The organism is Burkholderia sp. A2 (assembly GCF_001729305.1).
GTDB classification, from domain to species: Bacteria; Pseudomonadota; Gammaproteobacteria; order Burkholderiales; family Burkholderiaceae; genus Burkholderia; species Burkholderia sola.
In genome coordinates, this window is the sequence record NZ_LZXX01000024.1 from 118,684 (window position 1) to 145,284 (window position 26,601).

Annotated in this window: 25 protein-coding genes; 16 read left to right on the plus strand and 9 right to left on the minus strand. The window is 68.6% G+C overall.

Features of this window, described 5'->3' with window-relative positions:
- Positions 1–232: 232 nt before the first annotated feature.
- From A9Z05_RS02310 to A9Z05_RS02325, 4 genes are all read right to left on the minus strand, one after another.
- Complete coding sequence (locus tag A9Z05_RS02310; protein ID WP_069616720.1) at positions 233–1,510, minus strand: MFS transporter; 1,278 nt, start codon at positions 1,508–1,510, stop codon at positions 233–235.
- 202 nt (positions 1,511–1,712) lie between these two features.
- Positions 1,713–2,294: a YceI family protein gene (locus A9Z05_RS02315; protein WP_006476873.1), complete on the minus strand. Its 582-nt coding sequence runs from the start codon at positions 2,292–2,294 to the stop codon at positions 1,713–1,715.
- Positions 2,295–2,359: 65 nt separating this feature from the next.
- On the minus strand, positions 2,360–2,920 hold the full coding sequence (locus tag A9Z05_RS02320) for a YceI family protein (protein WP_069616721.1): 561 nt from the start codon (positions 2,918–2,920) through the stop codon (positions 2,360–2,362).
- Between the two features lie 8 nt (positions 2,921–2,928).
- Entirely contained in the window at positions 2,929–3,489 is a 561-nt protein-coding gene (locus A9Z05_RS02325; RefSeq protein ID WP_069616722.1) for a cytochrome b, read from the minus strand.
- A gap of 259 nt (positions 3,490–3,748) precedes the next feature.
- Between A9Z05_RS02325 and A9Z05_RS02330 the strand changes: the two genes are divergently transcribed.
- The 8 genes from A9Z05_RS02330 to A9Z05_RS02370 all read left to right on the plus strand — a co-directional run bounded on the left by A9Z05_RS02330 (position 3,749) and on the right by A9Z05_RS02370 (position 12,870).
- A complete protein-coding gene (locus tag A9Z05_RS02330) occupies positions 3,749–4,414 on the plus strand; it encodes a paraquat-inducible protein A (protein WP_069616723.1) in 666 nt (221 codons plus the stop codon).
- Complete coding sequence (locus A9Z05_RS02335; RefSeq protein WP_069616724.1) at positions 4,411–5,046, plus strand: paraquat-inducible protein A; 636 nt, start codon at positions 4,411–4,413, stop codon at positions 5,044–5,046. The genes A9Z05_RS02330 and A9Z05_RS02335 overlap by 4 nt, the downstream gene beginning before the upstream one ends.
- Complete coding sequence (locus A9Z05_RS02340) at positions 5,039–6,658, plus strand: intermembrane transport protein PqiB (RefSeq protein ID WP_069616725.1); 1,620 nt, start codon at positions 5,039–5,041, stop codon at positions 6,656–6,658. The genes A9Z05_RS02335 and A9Z05_RS02340 overlap by 8 nt, the downstream gene beginning before the upstream one ends.
- Positions 6,655–7,368, plus strand: a complete 714-nt coding sequence (locus tag A9Z05_RS02345) for a membrane integrity-associated transporter subunit PqiC (RefSeq protein ID WP_069616726.1) — start codon at positions 6,655–6,657, stop codon at positions 7,366–7,368. Before A9Z05_RS02340 ends, A9Z05_RS02345 begins: the two co-directional genes overlap by 4 nt.
- A gap of 484 nt (positions 7,369–7,852) precedes the next feature.
- Entirely contained in the window at positions 7,853–9,982 is a 2,130-nt protein-coding gene (locus A9Z05_RS02355; protein WP_069616728.1) for a site-specific recombinase, read from the plus strand.
- Positions 9,983–10,135: 153 nt separating this feature from the next.
- Positions 10,136–11,437: a class I SAM-dependent RNA methyltransferase gene (locus tag A9Z05_RS02360; RefSeq protein WP_069616729.1), complete on the plus strand. Its 1,302-nt coding sequence runs from the start codon at positions 10,136–10,138 to the stop codon at positions 11,435–11,437.
- Between the two features lie 268 nt (positions 11,438–11,705).
- Complete coding sequence (locus A9Z05_RS02365; protein ID WP_006476880.1) at positions 11,706–12,110, plus strand: VOC family protein; 405 nt, start codon at positions 11,706–11,708, stop codon at positions 12,108–12,110.
- 73 nt (positions 12,111–12,183) lie between these two features.
- A complete protein-coding gene (locus A9Z05_RS02370) occupies positions 12,184–12,870 on the plus strand; it encodes a YafY family protein (RefSeq protein ID WP_069616730.1) in 687 nt (228 codons plus the stop codon).
- Between the two features lie 73 nt (positions 12,871–12,943).
- On the opposite strand, the gene A9Z05_RS02375 is transcribed toward A9Z05_RS02370, so the two are convergent.
- Positions 12,944–13,867: a carbon-nitrogen hydrolase family protein gene (locus tag A9Z05_RS02375; protein ID WP_069616731.1), complete on the minus strand. Its 924-nt coding sequence runs from the start codon at positions 13,865–13,867 to the stop codon at positions 12,944–12,946.
- Positions 13,868–13,956: 89 nt separating this feature from the next.
- On the opposite strand from A9Z05_RS02375, the gene A9Z05_RS02380 reads away from it, so the two are divergent.
- Positions 13,957–14,877, plus strand: coding sequence for a LysR family transcriptional regulator (locus A9Z05_RS02380; RefSeq protein WP_069616732.1), 921 nt, complete (start codon positions 13,957–13,959; stop codon positions 14,875–14,877).
- 87 nt (positions 14,878–14,964) lie between these two features.
- Here A9Z05_RS02380 and A9Z05_RS02385 read toward each other — a convergent pair whose 3' ends face one another.
- The 3 genes from A9Z05_RS02385 to A9Z05_RS02395 are packed head-to-tail and all read right to left on the minus strand — an operon-like array spanning position 14,965 to position 17,893.
- Complete coding sequence (locus tag A9Z05_RS02385; RefSeq protein WP_069616733.1) at positions 14,965–16,419, minus strand: NAD(P)(+) transhydrogenase (Re/Si-specific) subunit beta; 1,455 nt, start codon at positions 16,417–16,419, stop codon at positions 14,965–14,967.
- Positions 16,416–16,742 carry an NAD(P) transhydrogenase subunit alpha gene (locus A9Z05_RS02390; protein ID WP_069616734.1) on the minus strand — a complete coding sequence of 109 codons (327 nt, stop codon included), beginning with the start codon at positions 16,740–16,742 and terminating at the stop codon, positions 16,416–16,418. Before A9Z05_RS02390 ends, A9Z05_RS02385 begins: the two co-directional genes overlap by 4 nt.
- Before the next feature lie 11 nt (positions 16,743–16,753).
- On the minus strand, positions 16,754–17,893 hold the full coding sequence (locus A9Z05_RS02395) for a Re/Si-specific NAD(P)(+) transhydrogenase subunit alpha (RefSeq protein ID WP_069616735.1): 1,140 nt from the start codon (positions 17,891–17,893) through the stop codon (positions 16,754–16,756).
- Positions 17,894–18,184: 291 nt separating this feature from the next.
- Here A9Z05_RS02395 and A9Z05_RS02400 point away from each other — a divergent pair, with 291 nt between their 5' ends.
- From A9Z05_RS02400 to A9Z05_RS02410, 3 genes are all read left to right on the plus strand, one after another.
- Entirely contained in the window at positions 18,185–18,694 is a 510-nt protein-coding gene (locus A9Z05_RS02400; protein WP_069616736.1) for an NUDIX hydrolase, read from the plus strand.
- Entirely contained in the window at positions 18,691–19,896 is a 1,206-nt protein-coding gene (gene mnmA / locus A9Z05_RS02405) for a tRNA 2-thiouridine(34) synthase MnmA (RefSeq protein ID WP_069616737.1), read from the plus strand. The genes A9Z05_RS02400 and mnmA overlap by 4 nt, the downstream gene beginning before the upstream one ends.
- A gap of 120 nt (positions 19,897–20,016) precedes the next feature.
- The gene (locus A9Z05_RS02410) at positions 20,017–21,636 is read left to right on the plus strand and encodes an FMN-binding glutamate synthase family protein (protein WP_069616738.1); all 1,620 of its coding nucleotides are present in this window, start codon (positions 20,017–20,019) and stop codon (positions 21,634–21,636) included.
- Between the two features lie 110 nt (positions 21,637–21,746).
- Here A9Z05_RS02410 and A9Z05_RS02415 read toward each other — a convergent pair whose 3' ends face one another.
- Entirely contained in the window at positions 21,747–22,358 is a 612-nt protein-coding gene (locus A9Z05_RS02415) for a glutathione S-transferase family protein (RefSeq protein ID WP_069616840.1), read from the minus strand.
- A 187-nt stretch (positions 22,359–22,545) separates the two neighbouring features.
- Here A9Z05_RS02415 and A9Z05_RS02420 point away from each other — a divergent pair, with 187 nt between their 5' ends.
- The 4 genes from A9Z05_RS02420 to A9Z05_RS02435 all read left to right on the plus strand — a co-directional run bounded on the left by A9Z05_RS02420 (position 22,546) and on the right by A9Z05_RS02435 (position 26,592).
- The gene (locus A9Z05_RS02420) at positions 22,546–23,931 is read left to right on the plus strand and encodes an aminopeptidase P N-terminal domain-containing protein (protein WP_069616739.1); all 1,386 of its coding nucleotides are present in this window, start codon (positions 22,546–22,548) and stop codon (positions 23,929–23,931) included.
- Between the two features lie 37 nt (positions 23,932–23,968).
- Positions 23,969–25,156: a UbiH/UbiF/VisC/COQ6 family ubiquinone biosynthesis hydroxylase gene (locus A9Z05_RS02425; RefSeq protein WP_069616740.1), complete on the plus strand. Its 1,188-nt coding sequence runs from the start codon at positions 23,969–23,971 to the stop codon at positions 25,154–25,156.
- 138 nt (positions 25,157–25,294) lie between these two features.
- Entirely contained in the window at positions 25,295–26,362 is a 1,068-nt protein-coding gene (gene dusB, locus A9Z05_RS02430; protein ID WP_069616741.1) for a tRNA dihydrouridine synthase DusB, read from the plus strand.
- Positions 26,359–26,592, plus strand: a complete 234-nt coding sequence (locus A9Z05_RS02435) for a Fis family transcriptional regulator (RefSeq protein WP_006476892.1) — start codon at positions 26,359–26,361, stop codon at positions 26,590–26,592. The genes dusB and A9Z05_RS02435 overlap by 4 nt, the downstream gene beginning before the upstream one ends.
- The last annotated feature ends 9 nt before the right edge of the window (positions 26,593–26,601 follow it).

Below are 26,601 nucleotides of genomic sequence, written 5' to 3' on the forward strand. Positions count from 1 at the left end.
TTCCGGTTAATTGCCGGTTGGTGTGCGAAATATCCCGCAAGACTCTACAAAGTGCAGGACAAAATCGCCATAAGACGTGACTGAATTTTGGAAGGCTCATTTTGAGCCTGAGCGGCGCTCGCAGAAATGCCATCAGCTCGCGAGCGCGGCTACATGACTGCCTGCTTGGCGGTACAAAAATCGCAGCCGCCTCAAAGGGCGGCTGACTCCCCGCCCGCGTCGCGTCGAAGCGTCACCGAAACCCGAACCGCCGCCGCAGCACGACCAGCGCCGCGAGGCTCAGCACGGCCGCGAACATCAGGTAAAAGCTCGGCGCGGTCTTCATCCCCGTCTCGCGGATCAGCCACGCGATGATGAACGGCCCGAAGCCGCCGAAGATCGTCACCGCGACGTTATACGCGAGCGACATCCCGGTGGTGCGGGTCTGCACCGGGAACACCTCGGACAACAGCCCCGGCAGCGCCGCGAAGTAGCCGGTCATCAGGAACGCGAGCAGCACCTGCAGCGCGATCAGCGTGCCGAAGCCCGGATGCGCGACGAGATACGCGAACGCCGGATAGATCAGCACGAGGATGCCGATGGCCGGCGCGATCATCACGCGCACGCGGCCGTAGCGATCCGACCAGTGGCCGACGAGCGGCGCGAACGCCATCTGGATCACGCCGACGACGAGAATCGCCGCAAAGGCGGCGGACGGCGCGAGGCCGAGCTGCTTCACGCCGTAGGTCGGCATGAACAGCACGAGATAGGTCGCGACGGTGCCGAGCACGACCACGCCCATCGCCGCGACGAGACGCGCCTTGTGCGACGCGAACGTATCGCGCAGCGGGTTCGCGGTGCCTTCGGCCGCGAGGAATTCGGGCGTCTCGTCGACCTTGGTGCGAATGTAGTACGCGACCGGCCCGAGCAGCAGCCCGAAGAAGAACGGCACGCGCCAGCCCCACGACGCCATCTGGTCGGCCGTGAGTTGCGCGTTCAGCACGGTGCCGAAGCCCGCGGCGAGCAGCGTCGTGAGCCCCTGGCTCGCGACCTGCCAGCTCGCGAAGAAGCCGCGCCGCCCCGGCACGTGCTCGGCGAGGAACGCGGTCGCGCTGCCGAACTCGCCGCCGGCCGAGAAGCCCTGCATCAGCCGCGCGGCGACGAGGATCACCGGCGCGGCGACGCCGATCGTCCCGTAGGTCGGCAGCACCGCGATGATCAGCGTGCCGGCCATCATCAGCAGGATCGACAGCGTGAGCGCGGCCTTGCGGCCCGCGCGGTCGGCATACGCGCCGAGCACGATCGCGCCGAGCGGCCGCATGAAGAACGACACGCCGAACGTGCCGAGCGTGAGCAGCAGCGACACGGTGTCGTTGCCGGCCGGGAAGAACAGCTTCGAGATCGTCACCGCGAAAAAGCCGTAGACGACGAGATCGAACCACTCGAGCGCGTTGCCGATCGACGCGGCGACCACCGCGCGCCACACGCGCGGCGACGAGGCAATGGAGCTGGACTGCGTGACGGCATGCATCGGCGATCTCCTTGTCGTTGTACGTTCTGTTCGGGGCGGCCACCGTCGCGTCGTCGGCCTGCCCGGCGCCGCAGGATTCGCATGGCCACATGCGGCGCTCGGGCGATTATAGGCGCGCAAAAAAAACCGCCGCGCCCCGGTAACGGGAGCGCGGCGGTTAGTCCGCGGCGGCCGGCGCAATGGCCGGCCCCGCCAGCGAGTCTTACTGCTGCTTGACCGCTTCGGCCGTGATCAGCAGCTTCGTCTTCATCTTGAAGCCGTACTGCTTGCCGTAGTCGAGGCCGAAATCGTCCCGGCTGAATTCGCCGACCGCATCGACGCCGCACACTTCACGCTTGAGCATCGGGTGCGGCATGCACTTGAACGAATCGATCTTCAGCGTCAGCGGCTTCGTGACGCCATGCAGCGTCAGGTTGCCGACCACCGACACCGGCTTGTCGCCGTCGAACTTGATCGTGCCCTTGTAGTTCGCCTGCGGGAACTTCGCCGCATCGAAGAATTCGGCCGTCTGCAGGTGCTCGTCGAGCTTCGCGCTGCCCGTGTGGATCGACGCGATGTCGGTCGTCACGTCGACCGTACCGGTCTTCGCCGCGCGATCGAGCGTCACGGTGCCGCTCGACTTGTCGAACTTGCCACGCCAGACCGACAGGCCGCCGAAGTGGTCGGCTTCGAAGCTCGGGTACGTGTGGCTCGGGTCGAACTGGTAGGTCGCGCTTTCGGCGAAGGCCGAGAACGACAGCGAGGCGGCCAGCGCGCCGGCGGCGATGATCAGATGCTTTTTCAAACTTTTTCTCCTAGGAACGGCGCCGCGCCCTCGCGCGGCATTCAGTTGACGCGGCAACCAGCCGCTTACTTCGTAGCGACGAGATGGAACTTGATCTGCACTTCGTCCGCGACGATCGACGTGTCCTTCCACTCGCCGGTGCCGACGTTGAAGGCCGAACGCTTGATCGGCAGCACGCCGTCGAAGGTCTGTGTCGCGCCGTTTTGCGCGACCGTGACGGGCACCGTGACGGTCTCGGCCTTGCCCTTGATCGTCAGCTTGCCGGTCACGTTGTACTTGTTGCCGCCGGCCGGCGCGATCGCCGACGACACGAAGGTCGCCTGCGGATAGGTCTTCGCGTCGAACCAGTCCTTGCCGGCGACCTGGTCGTTGTACATCTTGTCGCCGAGGTCGAAGCTCGCGACGTCGATCGTCATTTGCGCGCTGCCCTGCGCGGCTTTCGCCGGGTCGAACTTCACCTGCGCGGAAAACTTCTTGAACGCGCCTTCGGTCGGCACGTTCATCTGCTTCGACACGGCGGACACCTTGCTCTTCGCGAGATCGACGTCGGCATGCGCCGCGCCCGACGCGACAAGTGCCGCCGCGGCGAGCGCGGTCAGCATGGAGCGGGAGAAAGACACTTTCATGGGATCCTTCATTTGGCAAAGGGAAGCATGCGCGACAACAGGCCGTCGCGGTCCAACAGCTGGTGCTTGAGCGCCGCGAGCACGTGCATCGCGACGAGCGCAAGCAGAATGTAATTCAAAGAGACGTGCAGCGTCTTGAAGGTTTCCTTGAGCGCCGGATCGGGGTCGATCAGACGCGGCAGCGGCACGACGCCGAGATAGACGACCGGGATGTTCGACGCCGAGCTGTACAGGTAGCCCGTCACCGGAATCACGATCATCAGCACGTACAGCAGCATGTGCACGCCGTGCGACGCCGCGCGCTGCCACGCCGGCGTGCCGCCCGGCAGCGGCGGCGGCACGTGGGTCGCACGCCAGAGCACGCGCACGACGGCCAGCGCGAACACCGTCACGCCGATCCACTTGTGCCACGAGAAGTACTTCAGCTTGGTCGGCGTGAAGCCGGGGATGTCCGTCATCACCCAGCCGAGCGCGAAGCCGCAGACGATCAGCAGCGCGATCAGCCAGTGCAGTGCGATCGCGGGGTGCGCATAGCGTGCCGGCAGGGCCGGCGGCGATTTCGATGCCATCTTGGGTTCCTCAGTTCAGCGAACGGCTGCGCCGGTAAATTCGTCCGACGCATGTCAAGGGCGCCATGCTACCGCAACCTTTTGACGCGCGCGGACTCTGAGGACAGGCACGCCAGCCGGCTGACGGCTTCCCGTCATGTTACCGACCGGTCACGCAATTCATGATCCTTGACCCATCGAAAAAGCCCTTTTGGTAAGATTGGCGCGGGTTCCGGCCCCGTCGACGCGTTTCCCCAGCCGTCGCGACACCGCCTTTTCCATGCAACGATACGACCTGATTGCCTGCCACGAATGCGACGCACTGTTGCATAAACCGCGCCTCGCCGGCCGCGAGATCGCGCGCTGTCCGCGCTGCGACGCGCTGCTGTATCGCAACAGCACCACGCAGATCGAGCGCATCACCGCGCTCGCGGTCGCGGCGCTCGTCACGTTCATCATCGCGCAGACGTTCCCGATCCTCGAAATGGACCTGAACGGCACGCGCGTGCAGACGACGCTGATCGGCGCGATCGACGCGCTGTGGCATCAGGACATGGCGATCGTCGGCGTGATGGTGTTCTGCTCGACCGTGCTGTTTCCGCTCGTCGAGATGGCCGCGCTGCTTTACGTCCTGCTGCCGATCCGCCGCGGCGTCGTGCCGCCCGGCCTCAACGTCGTGCTGCGCACGATCCAGCTCGTGCGGCCGTGGGGGATGATCGAGGTGTTCATGCTCGGCATCGTGGTCACGATCGTGAAGATGGTGAGCCTCGCGCGCGTCGTGCCCGACGCGGCGCTGTTCGCGTTCGGCGCGCTCACGCTGATGACCGCCGTCGTGCTGATGTTCGACCCGCGCACGGTGTGGGACATCGCCGACGACCTGCGCGCCGGCCGCGCGCCCGGGCAGCCCGACCCTGCCGCGCCGCTGCCGGACGCGCCCCGCCGATGACGCGCCCTACGCCGACCGCCGCCCGCGAGGGCTACGCCAGCTGCCACGCGTGCGGGCTCGTGCAGACGATCGACCACCCGCACGCGCATTGCGCGCGCTGCGGCAGCGCGCTGCACGTGCGCACGCCGAACAGCATCATGCGCACGTGGGCGCTGCTGCTCGCGGCCGCGATCCTCTACATTCCGGCGAACCTGCTGCCGATCATGCGCACGTCGTCGATCGTCGGGTCGCAGCAGGACACGATCATGAGCGGCGTCATCTATTTCTGGACGTCCGGCGACTGGCCGCTCGCCGTCGTCGTGTTCGTCGCCAGCATTCTCGTGCCGATGCTCAAGCTCGGCGTGCTGACGATCCTCGTCACCAGCGCGCAGCGCCGCGCCGCCTGGCGGCCGCTGCAGCGCACGCGCCTCTACCGGATCGTCGAGCGCATCGGCCGCTGGTCGATGCTCGACATCTTCGTCGTGACGCTGACCGTCGCGCTCGTCCATTTCCGTTCGCTCGCCGTCATCACGGCCGGCCCCGGCGCCCTCGCGTTCGGCTCGGTCGTGATCCTGACGATGCTCGCGTCGATGCAGTTCGATCCCCGCCTGATCTGGGATCCAGTCGAAACCTCAGGGAATCACCATGAATAGTCCACAAGGCCCGCAGCACGACGCGCCCCGGCCGCCCGATCCGACGATCTCGACGAAAAGCGGCTGGCTGCCGTCGCTCGTCTGGCTCGTGCCGCTGATCGCCGCGCTGATCGGCATCGGCCTCGTGATCAAGTCCGTGCGCGAGCGCGGCCCGGAAATCACGATCAGCTTCCACAGCGCCGAAGGGCTCGAGCCGGGCAAGACCCAGGTCAAGTACAAGGACGTGGAGATCGGCACGGTCAAGACGATCAAGCTGTCGAAAGACCTGTCGCGCGTGCTGGTCCAGGTGCAGCTCAAGAAGGAAGCCGAGGATTTCGCGGTCAAGGGCTCGCGCTTCTGGATCGTGCGGCCGCGCGTCGGCGCGACCGGCGTGTCGGGGCTCGGCACGCTGCTGTCCGGCGCGTACATCGGCGTCGACGCCGGTCACGGCCAGGACACGCTGACCGACTTCACCGGCCTGGAGACGCCGCCCGCCGTCACGGGCGACCAGAAAGGCACGCAGTACGTGCTGCGCGGCGATTCGCTCGGCTCGGTCGATATCGGCTCGCCGGTCTACTACCGCCGCGTGCAGGTCGGCCAGGTGGTCGGCTTCTCGCTCGACAAGGACGGCACGGGCGTGACGTTCAACGTGTTCGTCAATGCGCCGTACGACCAGTACGTCGGGATGAACACGCGCTGGTGGCAAGCGAGCGGCGTCGACCTGCGGCTCGATTCGAGCGGCCTGAAGCTGAACACGCAGTCGCTCGCGACCGTGATCCTCGGCGGCATCGCGTTCCAGACGCCGCCGAACCAGGGCACCGGCACGACCGCGCCGAACAACACGACGTTCCGTCTCGGCTCCGACGAGGGCGACGCGATGCGCGACCCGGACGGCCAGCCGCTGCAGGTCGTGATGAACTTCAACCAGTCGCTGCGCGGGCTCGCCGTCGGCGCGCCGGTCGATTTCCGCGGCATCGTGCTCGGCGAAGTGACGAACATCGGCATCGACTTCGATCCGAAGACGAAGAACTTCCTGATGCCGGTGACGATGAACGTGTATCCGGAACGCCTCGGCCGCCGCTTCCGCGAGACGATCGAGAGCAAGGGCGAACCGGCGCGCCGCGAAATCGTCGAGCGGCTCGTCCAGCACGGGCTGCGCGGCCAGCTGCGCACCGGCAACCTGCTGACGAGCCAGCTGTACGTCGCGCTCGACTTCTTCCCGAAGGCGCCGGCCGTGAAGATCGACACGGCCCGCCAGCCGCTCGAGCTGCCGACCGTGCCGAACACGCTCGACGAGCTGCAGCTGCAGGTCGCCGACATCGCGAAGAAGCTCGACAAGGTGCCGTTCGACCAGATCGGCGCGAACCTGAACAGCGCGCTCGCGAATGCCGACAAGCTGTTCAAGCAGCTCGACACGCAGGTCGCGCCGCAAGCGCGCGACACGCTGTCGGCCGCGAAGCAGACCTTCTCGACCGCCGAAGCGACGCTGCAGCAGGATTCGCCGCTGCAGTCCGACGTACGCGGCGCGCTGAAGGAGCTCACGCGCACGCTGCAATCGCTGAACGCGCTCGCCGACTATCTGGAGCGCCACCCCGAATCGCTGCTCAAGGGCAAGCCAGGAGATAAGCAATGACGACACGCGTGAACGGTTTCGCGAGCGGCGCGGCGGCAGTCTTCGCCGCACTGGCGCTCGCCGCGTGCAGCTCGCCGCCCGCGCGGTTCTACACGCTCAGCCCGGCCGACGCCGCGGCGCCGCTGCGCACCGCGCCGGCCAACCCGGCGTTCCTGATCGAGGTGCCGTCGGTCGGCGTGCCCGAGCAGGTCGCGAAGAACCAGTTGGTCGTGCAGAAGAACGCGGCGCAGGTCGACGTGCTGGAGCAGGAACGCTGGGCGGCGCCACCCGCCGACGAGATCCGCCGCGCGCTGTCGGACGATCTCGCCGCGCAGCTCGGCACGATCGACGTCGCGAATTCCGCGTATCCGGCCGGCGTGCCCGTGTACCGCATCAGCGTGAACGTGCAGCGCTTCGAGTCGTGGCCGGGCAAGCGCGCGGCGATCGACGCCGTATGGAGCGTGCGCTCGCTCGCCTCGCAGGCCGTGATGACCTGCCGCACGAGCGTCGCGGAACCGGTCGCGGACGGCTACGACGCGCTCGTCGCCGGCCACCGGCGCGCGCTCGACGTGATTGCGACCCAGGCCGCGGCCGGCGTGCGTGCGATGGCCGCCCGCCGCGGCGCGGTGTCCGCGGCCGGCGGCAAGACGGCCGCCGCGCCGGCCGTGCCGTGCCCGGCCAACCCGACGGCCGGCGGCGACGCCGGCGCGACGGGCAAGTCCGGCGCATAAGCGAACGCAGACGGCGCGCGGGGAAACGTTCGACACGGCGTTCGCCTGCGCGGGGTCGAACGGCGCGGCGCGTCCCGTCGCACACGCCGAAAGCCGAACGCCAGCGGCACGCCGCCGCAGCCGGCCTCGCACGCCGCCGCCATCGGCCGGACGGACATGACATTCTTTGTCAAAAGCCGCCGGAACCCGCGCCACGCAATGCGGTCGGCTTGCGTTTTCCGGCCCGATTGACGATCCTACGCACTTTCAGGCTCGCGCCGTTCGTCGTGCGCACCAGCCAGCGGCGCCGGGCCGCGTTCGGCCCGACCGCCGTGCCTCCCGGCGCCCGCACGCGAACCGCGTGCACCGCGACGGGGCAGCCGCATCGCGGGTCGCCGCGCATCGTCCGGCCACCGGCCCCGTCTCACCCGTTCTCACCGGCGCCGCGCCGTTTCCCCGGCCGGCATCCCGAACCCGCCCATCCCGGGCTTTCGCTATTCCGTTTATGTTTCGTTCCCTGACGACCCTGATCAAGAAGTGGCGCGCGTCGCGCAATGCCGGCCACCAGCTCGATGCGCTGCTCGCGCACGCCGACGCCGGCGCGTCGTACGCCGAGCGCAGCGAATGGCTGATCGAGCTCGCGCACTGGCTGCGCCGCAACGGCACGGTGCTGGACGCGCCGGCCGAGCGCGACGCCGACACGCGCGCATATCCGGCCCATGCGCGGCTGCGCTACCTGTTTCACGTGCTCGATCGCAACCCCGCGTGGAAAGCGCACGCGGCGCGCATCCTGCGCGGCATCCTGCGCGAGTGCGACGGCATCTCGCTGCTGTGCGATGCGGGCATGCCCGTGCATTCGGGTTTCTTCGGCGCGCTGTTCGAGCGGATCGACTCGTCGCTGATCCCGCCCGCGCCGAACCGCCGCGAGCTGTCGGCGCTGTTCACGCTGATGTTCCCGACGCCCGAGGACGCGAAATGGATCGACGCGCTGCCCGACGATCTGCTCGCGCGCGTCGCCGAGCTGATCTCGTTCGACGTCACCGACGAAGAGCGCCACGAGCCCGGCTCGTTCTCGCGCGACCTGCTGGCCGCGCTGCACAACCTGACCTGCCAGATCAGCTCGACCGGCCTGTCGCAGACGGTGCGCAGCCGGCTGTCCGACGACGACGCGCGCCAGCCGCTGGAACGCCAGCCGCTCGAATCGCAGCCGTTCTACCGCCTCACGCGCGCGATGCTCGCGGTCGAAACCGCGCATGCGGCCGTCGAGGACGGCGGCGACCCGAGCAAGCTGCTGCACGAGGTGAATTACCTGCGCGTGCTGCTCGACGAATGCCGGATCGCCGTCGACGAGGTGTTCGCGCACCTGTACCGCAACGGCGTGTCGGTCGACATCGTGTTCCAGGTCGAGCGGATGCGCATGCGCATCCTGCGCGCGGAAATGCTGCTCAACGCGTGGATGGCGCGCGACGACCTGCGCGGCATGGCGCACCTGACGGCCGAACTCGTCGATGCGAACCAGAGCAGCCAGAGCGTCGCGCACCTGGTGCGCAGCAACTTCTCGCTGTTCGCGCGCAAGCTCGTCGAGACCAACGCGGACACCGGCGAGCACTACATCTCGCGCGGCCGCGCCGAGTATCTGAAGATGCTGCGGATGGCCGCGGGCGGCGGCCTCGTCACCGTCGCGACCGTGTGCGTGAAGTTCGCGATCACGGGCGCGCACCTGCAGTCGATGCTCGAAGGGTTGCTCGCAGGCATCAACTACGCGGCCAGCTTCATGCTGATGCACTTCCTGCACTTCACGCTCGCGACCAAGCAGCCGGCGATGACCGCGCCGACGCTCGCGCGCGAGCTCGACGACACGGGCCACGACGAAGGCGTGAAGGCGTTCGTCGGATCGGTGATCGCGCTGATCCGCACGCAGGCGGCCGCGATTTCCGGCAACGTGCTCGTCGTGCTGCCGGTGTGCCTGCTCGTGCAGCTGTTCGCGAGCAACGTGCTGCACGCGAACCTGATCTCGCCGGAGAAGGCGCACGCGACGCTGCACTCGTTCTCGCTGCTGGGCCCGACGCCGTTCTATGCGGCGCTCACGGGCGTGCTGCTGTGGGCGTCGAGCCTGCTCGCGGGCTGGGCCGACAACTGGTTCGTGCTGCACCGGGTCGGCGACGCGCTCACGTACAACCGCCGGCTGCGCCTGACGCTCGGCGCGGCCGGCGCCGCGAAGCTCGCGCACTTCTGCCGGTCGAACGTCGCGGGCGTGGTCGCGAACGTCGGTCTCGGCCTGATGCTCGGCCTCGTCCCGGCGATCGTCACCGTGTTCATGTTCCCGTTCGAAGTGCGGCACGTGACGCTGTCGGCCGGCTCGATCGGGGTCGCGCTCGGCGTGCTGGGCAAGGGTGCGCTCGGCACGCCCGAGCTGTGGTGGGCCGGCGCGGGCGTCCTCAGCATGGCGATCCTCAACGTGCTCGTGAGCTTCGCGCTCGCGTTCACGATGGCCGTGCGCTCACGCAGCCTGCGCCCGACCAAGGTGCGCGCGCTCGTCGCGGCGATCGTCCGCACGGTGCTGTCGAATCCGCTCGCGCTGTTCTGGCCGGCGGCCAACCCCGCCGCGCGCGCCGGCCAGCCGGGCGCGCACTGAGCCGCGGCGGCGCGGCGGCGGCTGCCCGGCCGCCCCTCGCCGCCCGCCCGGCACGCGCGAGCGGCCGTCGCGCCGGCGGCGCCGCGCCGAAACGCCGGCCCCGGTCGCCGCGCCGCGTACAATAGTGGACTTTTGCACGTTCTCACCCGCCTTATGTCCTCGCCCACCCTGTTCGAATTCTTCGCCCCCTGCCCGCGCGGCCTCGAAGCGGCGCTTGCCGCCGAGCTGGCCGAAATCGCCGGCCGCCACCTGAACGGCGCGCCGTTCACCGCGGGCGCGCAGGTGCCGGGCGGCGTCCATTTCAGCGGCGGCTGGGCCGCCGGCATGGCCGCGAACCTCCATTCGCGGATCGCGAGCCGGATCCTGCTGAAGATCGCGCACGGCCCGTACCGCAACGAGCAGGACGTCTACGCGCTCGCGCTCGAGCAGCCGTGGGAACGCTGGTTCGCGTCGACGCAGACGCTGCGCATCGACATCACCGCGATCAAGTCGCCGCTGAAAAGCCTCGAATTCACGACGCTGCGCGTGAAGGATGCGATCTGCGACCGGATGCGCGAGAAAACCGGCTCGCGCCCGAGCATCGACACCGGTGCGCCGGACGTGCGCGTGTTCGCGTTCCTGACCGTCAACGCGTGCACGCTGTACCTCGACACGTCGGGCGAGCCGCTGTTCAAGCGCGGCTGGCGTCTCGACAAGGGTGCGGCGCCGCTGCGCGAGAACCTCGCGGCCGGCATCCTGCGCCTGACGGGCTGGACGCCCGGCACCGCGCTGTACGACCCGATGTGCGGCAGCGGCACGTTCCTCGCGGAAGCCGCGCAGATCGCGCTCGGCGTGGCGCCCGGCGTCGAACGCCGGTTCGGCTTCGAAAAGCTCAAGCAGTACGACATCACCGCGTGGCAGGGGCTGAAGGTCCCGGCGCTGGACGCGAAGCGCGCGGCGCGGACCAAGCGCGGCGAAGCGCTCGGCGTGTACGGCAGCGACATTTCCGGCGACATGCTCGAGAAGGCGCGCGCGAACCTCGAGCGCGCCGGCGTGCCGTCGGTGTGGCTCAAGCAGGTCGACGCGCGCGGGATGACGCCGCCGTGCGACGGGCCGGGCATCCTCCTCGCGAACCCGCCGTACGGCGAGCGGATCGAAGTGCGCGGGCGCAGCGCGCGCGGCGAGGTGCGCGAAACCGGCCGCAACCGCGGCAACGACGACGCATTCCGCCGCACGCACACCGACGCGCCGGACAGCGAGTTCTTCAACGCGCTCGGCGATGCGCTGAAGCAGCGCTTCACGGGCTGGCAGGCGTTCCTGCTGACGTCCGATCGTTCGCTGCCGGGCCAGTTGCGGCTGCGCGAATCGGCCAAGACGCCGCTGTTCAACGGCGCGCTCGAATGCCGGCTGTTCCGCTTCGACCTGATCGCCGGCAGCGTGAAGGCACGCCCGGCCGCGCCGGAAGGCGACGCCTGACACGCGAACCGGCCGCTGCGGCCGCCTGCTGACACCCAGACGACGCCCGGCACCCGCCGGGCGTTTTTCTTTACGCCGCCGTCCTGCACGCCCCCTCGCCTCGCATCCGCGCGGCGCGGTCCCGCCCGACCGGACGCCACCGCAGCCGCCTTTTGTCAGCGCCGCCATGACTACTGACAGCACGCTGTCAGCAGCCCCCCGCCACACTGCAATCCCGGCGCAATGCAAGGCTGGTTTCCATCAAGAACCGAACAACAAGGAGCTCGTCATGACGTCAGCAACCGCCACTGCCACCCCGGAGCGCGCGATCGCGTGGTTCGACATTCCGTCCCTCGATTTCGACCGCGCGATCCGCTTCTACGAAACCGTGCTGCAAACCACGTTGCAGCGCGCGGTCATCGGCGGCGTACCGATGGCGACGTTCGACCGCGACGCGTCGAGCACGGGCGGCAGCATCGTATTCGATCCGCAGCAGATCAAGCCGAGCGCGAACGGCGTGCTCGTCTACCTGAACGCCGGCGAATCGGTCGTCGCGGCGCTCGAACGCGCGAAGCGCGCGGGCGGTGTCGTGCAGGGCTCGGTCGTCGAGCTGCCGAACAACTACGGCTACGTCGGCTATCTGATCGACACGGAAGGCAACCGCGTCGGCCTGCACGCGCCGAAATGCCACTGAGCGCAGCGGTCAGCGGGCCGGCGCGGCGCTATCATCGCGAAGTCCCCGTCGCCAGAGGAATCGAGGTGCTGTCATGACCCGTCGTGCCGACCGCCTGTTCCAGATCGCCGAGCTGCTGCGCGGGCGTCGGCTCACGACCGCGCAGCAGCTGGCCGACTGGCTGTCGGTGTCGCCGCGCACGGTCTATCGCGACGTGCGCGACCTGCAACTGTCCGGGGTGCCGATCGAAGGCGAAGCCGGCATCGGCTACCGGCTGAACCGCAACGCGAGCCTGCCGCCGCTCACGTTCACGGCCGAGGAGCTGTCGGCGCTCGCCACCGGCGCGCGCATGCTCGAGACCTGGGGCGGTGCGCGCTTCGCGAGCGGCGTGCGCTCGGCGCTCGCGAAGATCGCGTCGGCGATGCCGGCCGACAAGCGCACGGCGCTCGACCGCCTGCCCGTGTTCGCGCCGTCGTTCCACATCGACGAGACGTTTTGCGCGAAGGTCGACGCGATCCACCAGGCGATCGACACGCGCCACATCGTCAGCTTCGACTATCGCGACCGGCTCGGCGCGCATTCGCAGCGCCGCGTATGGCCGCTCGGGCTCGTCTACTGGGGCGGGCGCTGGACGATCGGCGCGTGGTGCGAGCTGCGCGACGATTTCCGCACCTTCGACATCGCGCGGATGGGCGACATCACCGTGCACGAGCAGTTTCCGGACATGGAAGGCCGGCGGATCGCCGACTACATGCGAATCGCGGAAGCGCCGATGCGCTGACGCGGCAAGGCGGCGGGCGTACGCCGCCGCCCTTCATGTTCCGGGCGCCAGGTGGCGCCCGGCCCTGCCTGCGTTACCCGCCGAACACCACCGGCCGCTTCGGCCGCTCGTCGACGTGCAGCGAAAACACGTCCGCACGCGCGTAGTGGCCGACGACGTCGAAGTCGTAGCGCGCCTTCACGAGCTCGTCGGTGTCGATGCGCGCGGTCACGAGCCCGGCCTCGCCGATCAGCGGCTCCGTCAGCAGGTCGCCGAGCGGCCCGACGATCACGCTGCCGCCGCGGATCAGCGGCCGCTCGGGGTCCCAGCCCGGCACGTCGATGCCGAGCGCGCGCGGCGACGGCTGCACCTGGCACGCGCTCACGACGAAGCAGCGCCCCTCGTGCGCGATGTGCCGCATCGAGCTCTGCCACACGTCGCGCTCGTCGACGGTCGGCGCGCACCAGATCTGCACGCCTTTCGCGTACATCGCGCAGCGCAGCAGCGGCATGTGGTTCTCCCAGCAGATGGCGGCGCCCGCGCGGCCGGCGGCCGTGTCGACCACCGGCAGCGTCGAGCCGTCGCCCTGCCCCCAGATCAGCCGCTCGGTGCCGGTCGGCATCAGCTTGCGGTGCTTGGCGACGAGCCCGTCGCGCGGATCGAAGAACAGCGCCGTGCAGTACAGCGTGCTGCCGCCGCGCTCGATCACGCCGACCACGAGGCTCGCGCCCGTGCGCTGCGACAGCGCGGCCAGCTCGTCGGTTTCCGGCCCCAGTACGTCGATCGCCTGCGCGGTGTAGCGCGCATACGCGTCGCGCCCTTCAGGCAGCCGGTAGCCGAGCCGCGTGCCGAAGATCTCGCCTTTCGGATAGCCGCCGAGCACGGCCTCGGGCAGCACGACCAGCGACGCGCCGCTGTCGCGGATCGCGGTTTCGTAGCCGAGGATCGTGTCGAGCGTGGCGCGCGTGCCGGCGGGCGATGCGCCGATCTGCAGCGCGGCGATGACTGAGGTGGACATTTAGGCGTCTCCGGTAAATGCGGTGAATGGGATGACGCCATCTTTGTCGATATCATTTCATCGATCAAATCGATACAACGATAACTGACATGAATACAGATGATATCGTCGGCCTCGACCTGAACCTGCTGAAAGTGTTCGAGGCGCTGTACGAGGAAGGCGGCGCGAGCCGCGCGGCGCTGCGGCTCGACCTCACGCAGTCGGCGGTCAGCGCGGCGCTCGGGCGGCTGCGCGTGATCTATGCCGATCCGCTGTTCGTGCGCACCGGCCGCGGGCTCGCGCCGACGCCGCGTGCCGACGAACTGAAGCCGATCCTGTCCGATGCCCTCGACCGCTGCCGCGAAAGCCTCGCGATCGCGGCCGACGGCGGCGATCGCGTCGGCCGCACGATCTCGATCGGGCTGTCCGACGATTTCGAGATCGCGCTCGGGCGCGCGCTGATCGATGCGGTCGCGCGCGAAGCGGCCGGCATCCGGCTGATCTTCCGGCAGACGCACAGCGGCATCGCCGGCGACGCGCTGCTGCGGCACGGCGTCGACGTCGCGATCGCGTCGGGCGGGTTCTCGGCGAACGGGCTCAGCCGGCGCGCGGTCGCCACGGGCGGCTATGCGTGCCTGATCGATCCGGCCGGCCGCGCGCGGTCGCCGCGCACGCTGACGCTCGCCGAATTCCTGCGGCGCGACCACCTGCTCGTGTCGTCGGGCGGCGTGATCGGGATCGTCGACGAGGCGCTGGCCGCGCTCGGACACAAGCGGCGCGTCGCGGCGTCGACCACGCATTTCGCCGCGCTGCCGTACCTGCTCGCCGGCTCCGACGCGGTCGCGACGATCCCCGCGCATGCGGCGCATGCGATCGCGCAATCGACCTCGCTGCGTGCGCTCGCGTGCCCGGTCGACCTGCCGCGCTATCCGGTCGAAATCGGCTGGCGCACGAGCACGCAGCGCGACCCGGCGATCGTGCGCGTGCGCGACACGATCGCCGCCTGCGTCGCACGTCTCGTCGCACCATGAAAAAAGCCCGGCCGGCTTGCGCCGGTCGGGCCTGTCCGGGGCACCGCGCCCGCGTATCGATACGGGCGCCGCATGCCGGCGCCTGCGTTACTCGACGGCCTTCACCATGTCCTCGATGACCTTCTTCGCATCGCCGAACACCATCATCGTCTTGTCCATGTAGAACAGGTCGTTGTCGAGGCCCGCGTAGCCGGCCGCCATCGAGCGCTTGTTGACGATCACCGTGCGCGCCTTGTACGCCTCGATGATCGGCATCCCCGCGATCGGCGATTTCGGATCGGTCTTCGCGGCCGGGTTCACCACGTCGTTCGCGCCGAGTACGAGCACCACGTCCACCTGGCCGAATTCGCCGTTGATGTCCTCCATCTCGTGCACGATCTCGTACGGCACTTCCGCCTCCGCGAGCAGCACGTTCATGTGGCCCGGCATCCGCCCGGCAACCGGGTGGATCGCGTACTTCACGTCGATGCCCTTCTCGATCAGCTTGTCGGTCAATTCCTTCAGCGCGTGCTGCGCGCGGGCGACGGCAAGCCCGTAGCCCGGCACGATCACGACCGTTTCCGCGTTGCCGAGCATGAACGACGCATCGTCGGCCGAACCCGACTTCACCGGCCGCTGCTCCTGCGCGCCCGTCGCACCGCCGGCCGACGCTTCGCCGCCGAACCCGCCGAGGATCACGTTGAAGAACGAACGGTTCATCGCGTGGCACATGATGTACGACAGGATCGCGCCCGACGAGCCGACCAGCGAACCGGCGATGATCAGCATCGCGTTGTTCAGCGAGAAGCCGATGCCGGCCGCGGCCCACCCCGAGTACGAGTTCAGCATCGACACGACCACCGGCATGTCCGCGCCGCCGATCGGGATGATGATCAGCACGCCGAGCACGAACGCGATCGCCGTCATGATGATGAACGGCAGCCACGCCTGCGTGATGAAGAACAGGATGCCGAAGCCGAGCATCGCGATCGCGAGCATCAGGTTGATCAGGTGCTGGCCCGCGTACACGACCGGCGCGCCCTGGAACAGCCGGAACTTGTACTTGCCCGACAGCTTGCCGAACGCGATCACCGAACCGGAGAACGTGATCGCGCCGACGAACGTGCCGATGAACAGCTCGACGCGGTTGCCGTACGGGATGAAGCTCGACGACACCGCATCCTGCGGCACGAGCCCGAACGCTTCCGGCTCCGACACGACCGCATACGCGATGCACACGGCCGCGAGACCGATCAGCGAGTGCATCGCCGCGACGAGTTCCGGCATCTTCGTCATCTCGACACGCGCGGCGACGAATGCCCCGACGCCCCCGCCGACGATCAGCGCGCCGAGCACGAGCGCGAGGCCGAGCGGCAGGTTCGCGCCGAGCCACGCGGCCTGCTTGACGATCAGCGCGATGGTCGTGAGGATCGCGATGGCCATCCCGACCATCCCGAACAGGTTGCCGCGCCGCGCGCTTTTCGGGTTCGACAGCCCCTTCAGCGCCTGGATGAAGCACACCGACGCGACGAGGTACAGCAGCGTAACGACGTTCATGCTCATCGCGCGCCCTCCTTGCCGCCCTCGATACGCTTGGGCTCCTTCTTGCGGAACATCTCGAGCATTCGCCTCGTCACGAGAAAGCCGCCGAACACGTTGACGGCCGCGAGCGCGACCGCGAGCGTGCCGAACAACTTGCCGGTCGCACCGACGGTGAGCGCCGCCGCGAGCATCGCGCCGACGATCACGATCGCCGAGATCGCGTTGGTCACGGCCATCAGCGGCGTATGCAGCGCCGGCGTGACGTTCCAGACGACGTGGTAGCCGACGTACACCGCCAGCACGAAGATGATCACGTTGATCACCGTGTGATTGATGACTTCCATGGTCTCCTCCGTTACTTGCGCGTGAGTTCGCCGTCGCGGCACAGCAGCGTCGCGGCGACGATGTCGTCGGTCAGGTCGATGTTCAGCGCGCCTTCCTTCGTGACGATCAGCTTCAGGAAGTCGAGCAGGTTGCGCGCATACAGCGCCGACGCGTCCGACGCGACCATCGATGCCAGGTTCGTGTAGCCGGCGATCGTCACGCCGTTGTGCACGATCACCTGGTCGGCGACGGTCAGCGGACAGTTGCCGCCCTTGCGACCGTCGATGTCCGGGCCGCGGCCGGCCGCGAGATCGACGAGCACCGAGCCGGGCTTCATCGACTGCGCCGTTTCGACCGAGATCAATGTCGGCGCCGGACGGCCGGGAATCAATGCGGTGGTGATCACGATGTCGGCCTGCTTCGCGCGCTCGTGCACGAGCGCGGCCTGGCGGCCGAGCCACGACGGCGGCATCGGGCGCGCATAGCCGCCGACACCTTGCGCGGCTTCGCGCTCTTCGTCGGTTTCGAACGGGACGTCGAGGAATTTCGCGCCGAGCGACTCGATCTGCTCCTTCACGGCCGGCCGCACGTCGGACGCCTCGATCACCGCGCCCAGCCGCTTCGCGGTCGCGATCGCCTGCAGGCCCGCGACGCCCGCGCCGAGAATCAGCACGCGCGCCGCCTTCACGGTGCCCGCGGCCGTCATCAGCATCGGCATGAACCGCGGATACAGCGACGCGGCCACCAGCACGGCCTTGTAGCCGGCGATGTTCGCCTGCGACGACAGCACGTCGAGACTCTGCGCGCGCGTCGTGCGCGGCGCGGCCTCGAGCGCGAAACCGGTCACGCCGGCCGCGGCGAGTTGCGCCGCCTGCTCGCCGTTGAACGGCTCGAGCATGCCGACCAGCACGGCGCCGCGCTTGAGCAACGGCAGTTCGGCGTCGGTGGGCGCCTGGACCTTCAGCACGAGATCGGCACCCAAAGCGGCCGACTGGTCGGTCAATTCGGCGCCGGCGGCCACATAGGCTTCGTCGGGATAGCTGGCGGCGCTGCCGGCCCCTTTCGCGATACTGACCCGATGGCCGGCCGCCGCGTATTTCTTCACGGTTTCCGGCGTCGCGGCCACGCGCGCCTCGTTGGCCCGCGTTTCAGCAGGCACTCCAATATGCATCGTCAGTTCCTCCAGTCATTGTCAGTATTTCTTTTCTTGCGATCTTTACTGCACAACGAGCCGGACAGGCTGACTTACCGGCTCACGAGCAACGGCGTTCACGCTGCACTTTAACCGAAAGCGATGGCCCCGCCAGCACTTTCCGCACGACCGTGCTCGAATGCGACATGAGTCTGGCCGCTGCCGTCACGCGTCGGCGGGGTGGACGATCTGCGGGGTCGGATTCGTCTAACGGGCGGCCGGCGGGGAACGACCGGCAGCGTTCGGGCGCAACCGGTAAAATGCCGAACCATGAAACCCGAAATCTGGACCCCGCATGTGACGGTCGCCGCGCTCGTCGAGCGCGCCGGCCGCTTTCTCGTGATCGAGGAAGAAACCTCGACGGGCCTGCGCATCAACCAGCCGGCCGGTCATCTCGAAGCCGGCGAGACGCTCGCCGACGCCGTGATCCGCGAAACGCTCGAGGAAACCGCGCACCCGTTCACGCCCGACGCGCTCGTCGGCGTCTATCTCGCGCATTACGATCGCCCCGGCAGCGCCGGCGCGACCTACCTGCGCTTCACGTTCTGCGGCACGGCCGGCGAACCGGTCGCGGGCCATGCGCTCGACGACGGCATCGTCCGTACGCTGTGGATGACGGCCGACGAGCTGCGCGCATGCAGCGAGCGCCATCGTTCGCCCGCGGTGATGCGCTGTGTCGACGACTACCTCTCCGGGCGGCGCATTCCGCTCGATTTCGTGCACACGCACTCGGTCGCTCCGCGCCCCGAGGCATTCGAACGTCAGGCGGTCAGCAAATGAACAAGCGTCGTGTAGTGGTGGGCATGTCGGGCGGCGTCGATTCGTCGGTGACCGCATGGCTGCTGAAGGAACAGGGCTACGACGTGGTCGGCCTGTTCATGAAGAACTGGGAAGACGACGACGACGGCGAATACTGCTCGACGCGCCAGGACTGGATCGACGTCGTGTCGGTGGCCGACCTGATCGGCATCGACGTGGAAGCCGTCAACTTCGCGGCGGAATACAAGGACCGCGTGTTCGCCGAGTTCCTGCGCGAATACTCGGCCGGCCGCACGCCGAACCCCGACGTGCTGTGCAACGCCGAGATCAAGTTCAAGGCGTTCCTCGACCACGCGATGTCGCTCGACGCGGAAATGATCGCGACCGGCCACTATGCGCGCGTGCGCGAGCGCGACGGGCGTTTCGAACTGCTGAAGGCCTTCGATCATACGAAAGACCAGTCGTACTTCCTGCACCGGCTGAACCAGGCGCAACTGTCGAAGACGATGTTCCCGCTCGGCGAGATCCCGAAGACGAAGGTGCGCGAGATCGCCGCGCAGATCGGGCTGCCGAATGCGAAGAAGAAGGATTCGACCGGCATCTGCTTCATCGGCGAGCGGCCGTTCCGCGATTTCCTGAACCGCTATCTTCCGACGAAACCCGGCCCGATGAAGACGCCCGACGGCAAGGTGGTCGGCGAGCACATCGGCCTCGCGTTCTACACGTTCGGCCAGCGCAAGGGCATCGGCCTCGGCGGCAGCAAGAGCGGCAGCGGCGAACCGTGGTTCGTCGCCGCGAAGGACATCGCGTCGAACACGCTGTACGTCGTGCAGGGCCACGACCATCCGTGGCTGCTGTCGCGCGAGCTCGTCGCCGGCAACGTGAGCTGGGTCGCCGGCGAGCCGCCGGCGGACGGCTTCGCGTGCGGCGCGAAGACGCGCTACCGGCAGGCCGATGCGGCGTGCACGTTCGGCCGGGCCGCGTTCGGCCGGGCCGCGTTCGGCGGGGCCGCGATAGGTGCCGCGGCCGCCGGCCCGGCAGGCGAAGCGCGCTTCTCGCTCGCGTTCGACGACGCGCAGTGGGCGGTCACGCCCGGCCAGTCGGCCGTGCTGTACGACGGCGAGATCTGCCTGGGCGGCGGCATCATCGAATCCGCGGCCACCGGCCAGCCCGGGCAGGCTGCGGCGGCGGGCCAGGCGCCGGCGCTCGCCGAAGCACGCTGATATCCATTCGGTTTAGACTTGCGGCACGCCGCGCCCGGCGGAACACGATTCCGCCGCGGCCGGCGCGCCGCCTTCGCAGCGTACGCATGGCGGCACCTCAGAATGCTTACGGAGCCCCCCATGCTTTCAAGACGCTACCTCGCGATGTGGTGCGCCGTGCTGCTGCTCGTCGCGGCGGCCGCGCTCGCGTCGGTCCACCTCCTCTCCTGGCTGTGGATCGCCATCCCCATCGCCCTCGTCGCGCTCGGCCTGTACGACCTGAACCAGGACCGCCACGCGATCCTGCGGAACTACCCGCTCTGGGGGCACTTCCGCTTCCTGTTCGAATTCATCCGACCTGAAATCCGCCAGTACTTCGTCGAGGACGACACCGACGAAAAACCGTTCTCGCGCGCGCAGCGCAGCCTCGTCTACCAGCGTGCGAAGAACGTCGCCGACAACCGTCCGTACGGCACCGAGCTGAACGTGAAGGCCGTCGCGCACGAATGGATCAGCCATTCGCTCGCGCCGACGAAACTGCCGAACCACGATTTCCGCATCCGCGTCGGCGCGAATCGCGCGCAACCGTACGACATTTCGATCTTCAACATCTCGGCGATGAGCTTCGGCTCGCTGTCCGCGAACGCGATCCGCTCGCTGAACCTCGGCGCGAAGAAAGGCGGCTTCGCGCACGATACCGGCGAAGGCTCGCTGTCGAAGTACCACCGCGAGAACGGCGGCGACATCATCTGGGAAATCGCGTCCGGCTACTTCGGCTGCCGCAACGACGACGGCACGTTCAACCCCGACAAGTTCGCGAAGCAGGCCGCCGATCCGCAGGTCAAGATGATCGAGGTGAAGCTGTCGCAGGGCGCGAAGCCCGGCCACGGCGGCGTACTGCCGGCCGCGAAGATCACGCCGGAAATCGCCGAGACGCGCGGCGTGCCGATGGGCAAGGACTGCATCTCGCCCGCGACGCACTCGGAATTCTCGACGCCGCGCGGGCTGCTCGAATTCGTCGAGCGGCTGCGCACGCTGTCCGGCGGCAAGCCGACCGGTTTCAAGCTGTGCATCGGCCATCCGTGGGAATTCTTCGGGATCGCGAAAGCGATGCTCGAGACGGGCATCGTGCCCGACTTCATCGTCGTCGACGGCGCGGAAGGCGGCACCGGCGCGGCGCCGCTCGAATTCACCGACCACGTCGGCGTGCCGCTGCAGGAAGGGCTGCTGCTCGTGCACAACACGCTCGTCGGGATCGGCGTGCGCGACCGCGTGAAGCTCGGCGCAAGCGGCAAGATCATCACCGCGTTCGACATCGCGCGCACGCTCGCGATCGGCGCGGACTGGGTGAACTCGGCGCGCGGCTTCATGTTCGCGGTCGGCTGCATCCAGGCGCAGCACTGCCACACCGACCGCTGCCCGACCGGCGTCGCGACGCAGGACCCGGTGCGTCAGCGCGCGCTCGTCGTGCCCGACAAGGCCGAGCGCGTCTACAACTTCCACCGCAATACGCTGCATGCGCTGCAGGAACTCGTGCAGGCGGCCGGCCTCGCGCATCCGTCCGAGCTGCGCGCGCATCACATCGTGCAGCGGGTCGCGCCGCACGAGGTGCGCCTGATGTCGCAACTGCTGAAATACCTGAAACCCGGTGCGCTGCTCGACGGCCACACCTGCGGCTTCTCGCTGTACGACAAGTGGTGGCCGATCGCGCGCAGCGATTCGTTCACGCTCGGCGAAGCCGTGTACGCATCGATCGAGTGACGCAAGCGGTCAGCCCGCTCCGGCGGCGGGCGGCCTGCGCCGCAAAAAGAAAAGCGCCCCGCGGGGCGCTTTTCTTTCGTCTGCCGAATGCGTGACGGCCGGGCCGCGGCTCAGTTCTGCGGCAGCGTATCGACGAACGACGGTCGTTGCTGCAGCTTCACGAAATGCTTGTCGAGGTTCGGGTGGCGATCGCGCCAGTCGAGCTCGGGCATCCGGAAGTCGAGATAGCCGAGCGCGCAGCCGAGTGCGATGTCGGCGAGCGTGTAATGATTGCCGACGCACCACGTCTTGCCGCCGAGGCCCTGCGACATCGCGACGAGCGCGTCGTCGATCTTGCGTTGCTGGCGCGCGATCCAGCTCGCGCTGCGCTGCGCTTCGTCGCGCATCGTGTGTTCGAGACGAATCGCGACAGCGGCGTCGAGCACGCCGTCGCCCAGTGCTTCCCAGCAGCGCACTTCGACGCGCTCGCGGCCCGACGGCGGAATCAGCTTGCCGACCGGCGACAGCGTATCGACGTATTCGCAGATCACGCGGGAATCGAACACCGCGGCACCATCCTCCATCACGAGGCACGGGACCTTGCCGAGCGGATTCGACGCATGAATGCTCGTGTCCGGCGCCCACACGTTCTCGAGCTCCAGCTTGTAGTCGATCTTCTTTTCAGCAAGCACGATCCGCGCCTTGCGGACGTACGGGCTGCTGAGCGAACCGATTAATTTCATCATCTGCCTTTTTAAGGGAACCGCCGAGAGTATACGTTGTCGTCGATCATAACCGGCCCGCGCGGCCGGGCAGAAAATCGCCCGTCCGGCCTGTGGAAGGTTTGCAACAGCCGCCGCCAAGCCCCGTCGGGCGGGCCTTCCAGCCGCCGCCCTGACGCGCGGCGTCCGGCGGCGCTACAATCGAACGATGAATGCGCCCCTCGATACCGCCATCGCCGTCGACGTCTACCGCCAGCGCCGTGAACGCGTGCTTGCCGCACTGCGTGCCGCGGGCGGCGGCGTCGCCATCGTCCCCACCGCGCCGGAAATGCTGCGCAACCGCGATACGGCCTACCCGTACCGGTTCGACAGCTACTTCCATTACCTGACGGGCTTCACCGAGCCGGATGCCGTGCTCGTGCTGAACGCGGCCGCGCCGCACGGCGCGCCGGAATCGATCCTGTTCTGCCGCGCCAAGAACGTCGACCGCGAGATCTGGGAAGGCTTTCACTACGGTCCCGACGCCGCGCGCGACGCGTTCGGCTTCGATGCGGCGTTCGCGACCGACGTGATCGACACCGAAATGCCGCGCCTGCTCGCCGATGCGGGCACCGTGCACTACCGGTTCGGCGCATCGGCCGAGTTCGAGCGCCAGCTCGCCGGCTGGATCGACGCGGTGCGCGCGCAGGCACGCACGGGCGTCGCTGCGCCGGACGCGCTGCTCGACCTCACGCCGCTGCTCGACGACATGCGGCTCGTGAAGGACGAACACGAACTCGCGATCATGACGCGCGCCGCGCACATCTCGGCGCTCGCGCACCGCCGCGCGATGCAGGTGTGCCGCCCCGGCATCCGCGAATACGAGCTCGAGGCCGAGCTGCTGTACCTGTTCCGCAAGCACGGCGCGCAAGCGCCCGCGTACGGGTCGATCGTCGCGGCCGGCGCGAATGCGTGCGTGCTGCACTACCCGGCCGGCAACGCGGCCGCGCGGGACGGCGACCTGATCCTGATCGACGCCGCGTGCGAACTCGACGGCTATGCGTCGGACATCACGCGCACGTTCCCGGCCAACGGCCGCTTCTCGCCCGCGCAGCGCACGCTGTACGACATCGTGCTCGCCGCGCAGCAGGCCGCGATCGACGCGACGCGCGCGGGCGTGCCGTTCGAGGCGCCGCACGACGCGGCGGTGCGCGTGCTCGCACAGGGGCTGCTCGACACCGGCATCATCCCGAAAACGCGCTTCTCGAACGTCGACGACGTGATCGCCGAGCGCGCATACACGCGCTTCTACATGCACCGCACGGGCCACTGGCTCGGCATGGACGTGCACGACTGCGGCGACTACCGCGAACGGCTCGCCGCGCGCGACGCGAACGGCGCGCTGCCGTGGCGCACGCTGAAGCCCGGCATGGCGCTGACCGTCGAGCCGGGCCTGTACGTGCGCGCGGCCGACGACGTGCCGCCCGAGTACTGGAACATCGGCATCCGCATCGAGGACGACGCGATCGTGCGCGAGCACGGCTGCGAACTGATCACGCGCGGCGTGCCGGTCGCGGCCGACGAGATCGAGGCGCTGATGCGCGCGGACGCATGACCGGCCGCCGACCGTTACCCCCGTTTCACGAATCAAGATGACGACCGCTTCCTCCCCGGCCACGCCGGATTACGACCTCGCCATCGTCGGCGCGGGCCCCGTCGGGCTCGCGCTCGCCGGCTGGCTCGCGCGCCGCAGCGCGACACAGCATGCATCGATCGCACTGATCGATGCGCGCGAACCGGCCGCGAGCGCGAACGACCCACGCGCGATCGCCGTGTCGCACGGCAGCCGCGTGCTGCTCGACACGCTCGCGTGGCCCGCCGACGCCACGCCGATCGAACATATCCACGTATCGCAGCGCGGCCATTTCGGCCGTACGCTGATCGACCGCGACGAACACGCGCTCGCCGCGCTCGGCTACGTGGTGCGCTACGGCTCGATCGTGCAGGCGCTCGCGGGCGCCGTGCGCGGCACGCGCGTCGACTGGCTGACGTCGACCACCGCACGCGCGCCGCAGCAGGACGCCGACGGCGTCACGCTGACGCTCGACGGCCCGCAAGGCGAGCGCCCGCTGCGCGCGCGCATCGTCATCAACGCCGAAGGCGGGCTGTTCCACGAACAGCCCGCCGATGCAGGCAAGCATCGCCGCGACTACGGGCAGACCGCGCTCGTCGGCACGGTCACGGTTTCGGCGCCGCGCCCGAACGTCGCGTGGGAACGCTTCACGCACGAAGGCCCGCTCGCGCTGCTGCCGCTCGGCGGGCCGCGTCAGGCCGACTACTCGCTCGTGTGGTGCTGCACGCCCGACGAAGCCGCGCGACGCGCCGCGCTACCCGACGACGCGTTCCTGCGCGAGCTCGGCGGCGTGTTCGGCGAACGCATGGGCGCGTTCGTCGCGATCGCCGGGCGCGCATCGTTCCCGCTCGGCCTGAGCGCCGCGCAGACGCTCGTCAGCGGCCGCGTCGCGATCGTCGGCAATGCCGCGCAGACGCTGCACCCGGTGGCGGGCCAGGGGCTCAACCTCGGGCTGCGCGATGCGCACACGCTCGTCGACACGCTGTCCGCGCAAGGCTTCGAAGCAACCGCGCTCGCGACCTTCAACGCACGCCGCGCGCTCGACCGGCGCTTCACGATCGGCGCGACCGACACGCTGGCGCGGCTGTTTACGATCGACACGGGCCCGCTTCCGCTGCTGCGCGGCGCGGCGCTCACCGCGCTCGAATTCGTGCCGCCGCTCAAGAAGGCGATCGCGCGCCAGATGATGTTCGGCCAGCGCAACTGACGCACGGCCGCACCGCATAGCCCGTTCGGGCAAACCAGGCAAACCGGGTCAAATCGGCGGGGCATGGGAATACGGTAAAATGCCCGTTTTCCGTCTTCCCTCCCCCTGCCCGCGCGCGTCGCGGGCGGCGCCATTGCGATGCCCGTTATCGGCCCTCACGTATTGCGTAACAACCTGTTCGTCGCCCCGATGGCCGGGGTGACGGATCGTCCGTTCCGCCAGCTGTGCAAACGGCTGGGGGCCGGTTACGCCGTGTCCGAGATGGTCGCGTCCAACGCGCAGCTGTGGAAAAGCGCGAAGACGATGCGGCGCGCGAACCACGAAGGCGAAGTCGAGCCGATCGCGGTGCAGATCGCCGGCGCCGATCCGGCGATGATGGCCGAAGCGGCCCGCTACAACGTCGACAACGGCGCGCAGATCATCGACATCAACATGGGCTGCCCGGCGAAGAAGGTCTGTAACGTCGCGGCCGGCTCCGCGCTGCTGCAGAACGAGCCGCTCGTGCAGCGGATCGTCGAGGCCGTCGTCGCGGCGGTCGGCACCGGGCCCGACGCGGTGCCCGTCACGCTGAAGATCCGCACCGGCTGGGACCGCGAGCACAAGAACGCGATCACGGTCGCACGCCTGGCCGAAGCGGCCGGCATTTCGATGCTCACCGTGCACGGCCGCACGCGCGCCGACCTGTACCGCGGCGACGCCGAGTACGACACCATCGCGGCCGTGAAGGCGGCCGTACGCATTCCGGTCGTCGCGAACGGCGACATCACGTCGCCCGCCAAGGCGAAGGCCGTGCTCGATGCAACCGGCGCCGACGCGCTGATGATCGGTCGCGCCGCGCAAGGCCGGCCGTGGCTGTTCCGCGAAATCGATCATTTCCTGCAAACCGGCGAACTGCTGCCCCCGCCGCGGATCGACGAGATCCAGCACGTGATGAACGAACACCTGGAAGACCACTACGCTTTCTATGGCGAATTCACCGGCGTCCGTACTGCGCGCAAGCACATCGGCTGGTACACTCGCGGCCTTTCCGGTGCCAACGGATTCCGGCACCGAATGAACACGCTCGATTCCACCCGCGAGCAGCTCGCCGCCGTCAATGCATTCTTCGAGGCGCAAAAGGCGCTGTCGGACCACCTCGTCTACGTCGATGACGATGCGGAAAACAGCCAGGGCGAGTCGGACGACCATAACCAGTTAGCAGCATGAGCAAGCACAACATCGAACAATGTGTCCGCGAGAGCCTGGACGTGTATTTCCGGGATCTAGACGGCTCCAATCCGCACGACGTCTATGAAATGGTGATGTCCTGCGTCGAAAAGCCGATGCTCGAGGTCGTGCTCGTACAGGCCGGCGGCAACCAGTCGCTCGCCGCCGAGTACCTCGGCATCAATCGCAATACGCTGCGCAAGAAGCTGCAGCAGCACGGCCTGCTGTAGGCGGCCGTC

Excerpts from the sequence above, each read along its gene's own strand:
- A9Z05_RS02310 (WP_069616720.1), bottom strand. The coding sequence starts at position 1,510 with ATGCATGCCGTCACGCAGTCCAGCTCCATTGCCTCGTCGCCGCGCGTG.
- A9Z05_RS02320 (WP_069616721.1), bottom strand. The coding sequence starts at position 2,920 with ATGAAAGTGTCTTTCTCCCGCTCCATGCTGACCGCGCTCGCCGCGGCG.
- A9Z05_RS02325 (WP_069616722.1), bottom strand. The coding sequence starts at position 3,489 with ATGGCATCGAAATCGCCGCCGGCCCTGCCGGCACGCTATGCGCACCCC.
- A9Z05_RS02330 (WP_069616723.1), top strand. The coding sequence starts at position 3,749 with ATGCAACGATACGACCTGATTGCCTGCCACGAATGCGACGCACTGTTG.
- A9Z05_RS02335 (WP_069616724.1), top strand. The coding sequence starts at position 4,411 with ATGACGCGCCCTACGCCGACCGCCGCCCGCGAGGGCTACGCCAGCTGC.
- A9Z05_RS02340 (WP_069616725.1), top strand. The coding sequence starts at position 5,039 with ATGAATAGTCCACAAGGCCCGCAGCACGACGCGCCCCGGCCGCCCGAT.
- A9Z05_RS02345 (WP_069616726.1), top strand. The coding sequence starts at position 6,655 with ATGACGACACGCGTGAACGGTTTCGCGAGCGGCGCGGCGGCAGTCTTC.
- A9Z05_RS02355 (WP_069616728.1), top strand. The coding sequence starts at position 7,853 with ATGTTTCGTTCCCTGACGACCCTGATCAAGAAGTGGCGCGCGTCGCGC.
- A9Z05_RS02360 (WP_069616729.1), top strand. The coding sequence starts at position 10,136 with ATGTCCTCGCCCACCCTGTTCGAATTCTTCGCCCCCTGCCCGCGCGGC.
- A9Z05_RS02365 (WP_006476880.1), top strand. The coding sequence starts at position 11,706 with ATGACGTCAGCAACCGCCACTGCCACCCCGGAGCGCGCGATCGCGTGG.
- A9Z05_RS02370 (WP_069616730.1), top strand. The coding sequence starts at position 12,184 with ATGACCCGTCGTGCCGACCGCCTGTTCCAGATCGCCGAGCTGCTGCGC.
- A9Z05_RS02375 (WP_069616731.1), bottom strand. The coding sequence starts at position 13,867 with ATGTCCACCTCAGTCATCGCCGCGCTGCAGATCGGCGCATCGCCCGCC.
- A9Z05_RS02380 (WP_069616732.1), top strand. The coding sequence starts at position 13,957 with ATGAATACAGATGATATCGTCGGCCTCGACCTGAACCTGCTGAAAGTG.
- A9Z05_RS02385 (WP_069616733.1), bottom strand. The coding sequence starts at position 16,419 with ATGAGCATGAACGTCGTTACGCTGCTGTACCTCGTCGCGTCGGTGTGC.
- A9Z05_RS02390 (WP_069616734.1), bottom strand. The coding sequence starts at position 16,742 with ATGGAAGTCATCAATCACACGGTGATCAACGTGATCATCTTCGTGCTG.
- A9Z05_RS02395 (WP_069616735.1), bottom strand. The coding sequence starts at position 17,893 with ATGCATATTGGAGTGCCTGCTGAAACGCGGGCCAACGAGGCGCGCGTG.
- A9Z05_RS02400 (WP_069616736.1), top strand. The coding sequence starts at position 18,185 with ATGAAACCCGAAATCTGGACCCCGCATGTGACGGTCGCCGCGCTCGTC.
- mnmA (WP_069616737.1), top strand. The coding sequence starts at position 18,691 with ATGAACAAGCGTCGTGTAGTGGTGGGCATGTCGGGCGGCGTCGATTCG.
- A9Z05_RS02410 (WP_069616738.1), top strand. The coding sequence starts at position 20,017 with ATGCTTTCAAGACGCTACCTCGCGATGTGGTGCGCCGTGCTGCTGCTC.
- A9Z05_RS02415 (WP_069616840.1), bottom strand. The coding sequence starts at position 22,358 with ATGAAATTAATCGGTTCGCTCAGCAGCCCGTACGTCCGCAAGGCGCGG.
- A9Z05_RS02420 (WP_069616739.1), top strand. The coding sequence starts at position 22,546 with ATGAATGCGCCCCTCGATACCGCCATCGCCGTCGACGTCTACCGCCAG.
- A9Z05_RS02425 (WP_069616740.1), top strand. The coding sequence starts at position 23,969 with ATGACGACCGCTTCCTCCCCGGCCACGCCGGATTACGACCTCGCCATC.
- dusB (WP_069616741.1), top strand. The coding sequence starts at position 25,295 with ATGCCCGTTATCGGCCCTCACGTATTGCGTAACAACCTGTTCGTCGCC.
- A9Z05_RS02435 (WP_006476892.1), top strand. The coding sequence starts at position 26,359 with ATGAGCAAGCACAACATCGAACAATGTGTCCGCGAGAGCCTGGACGTG.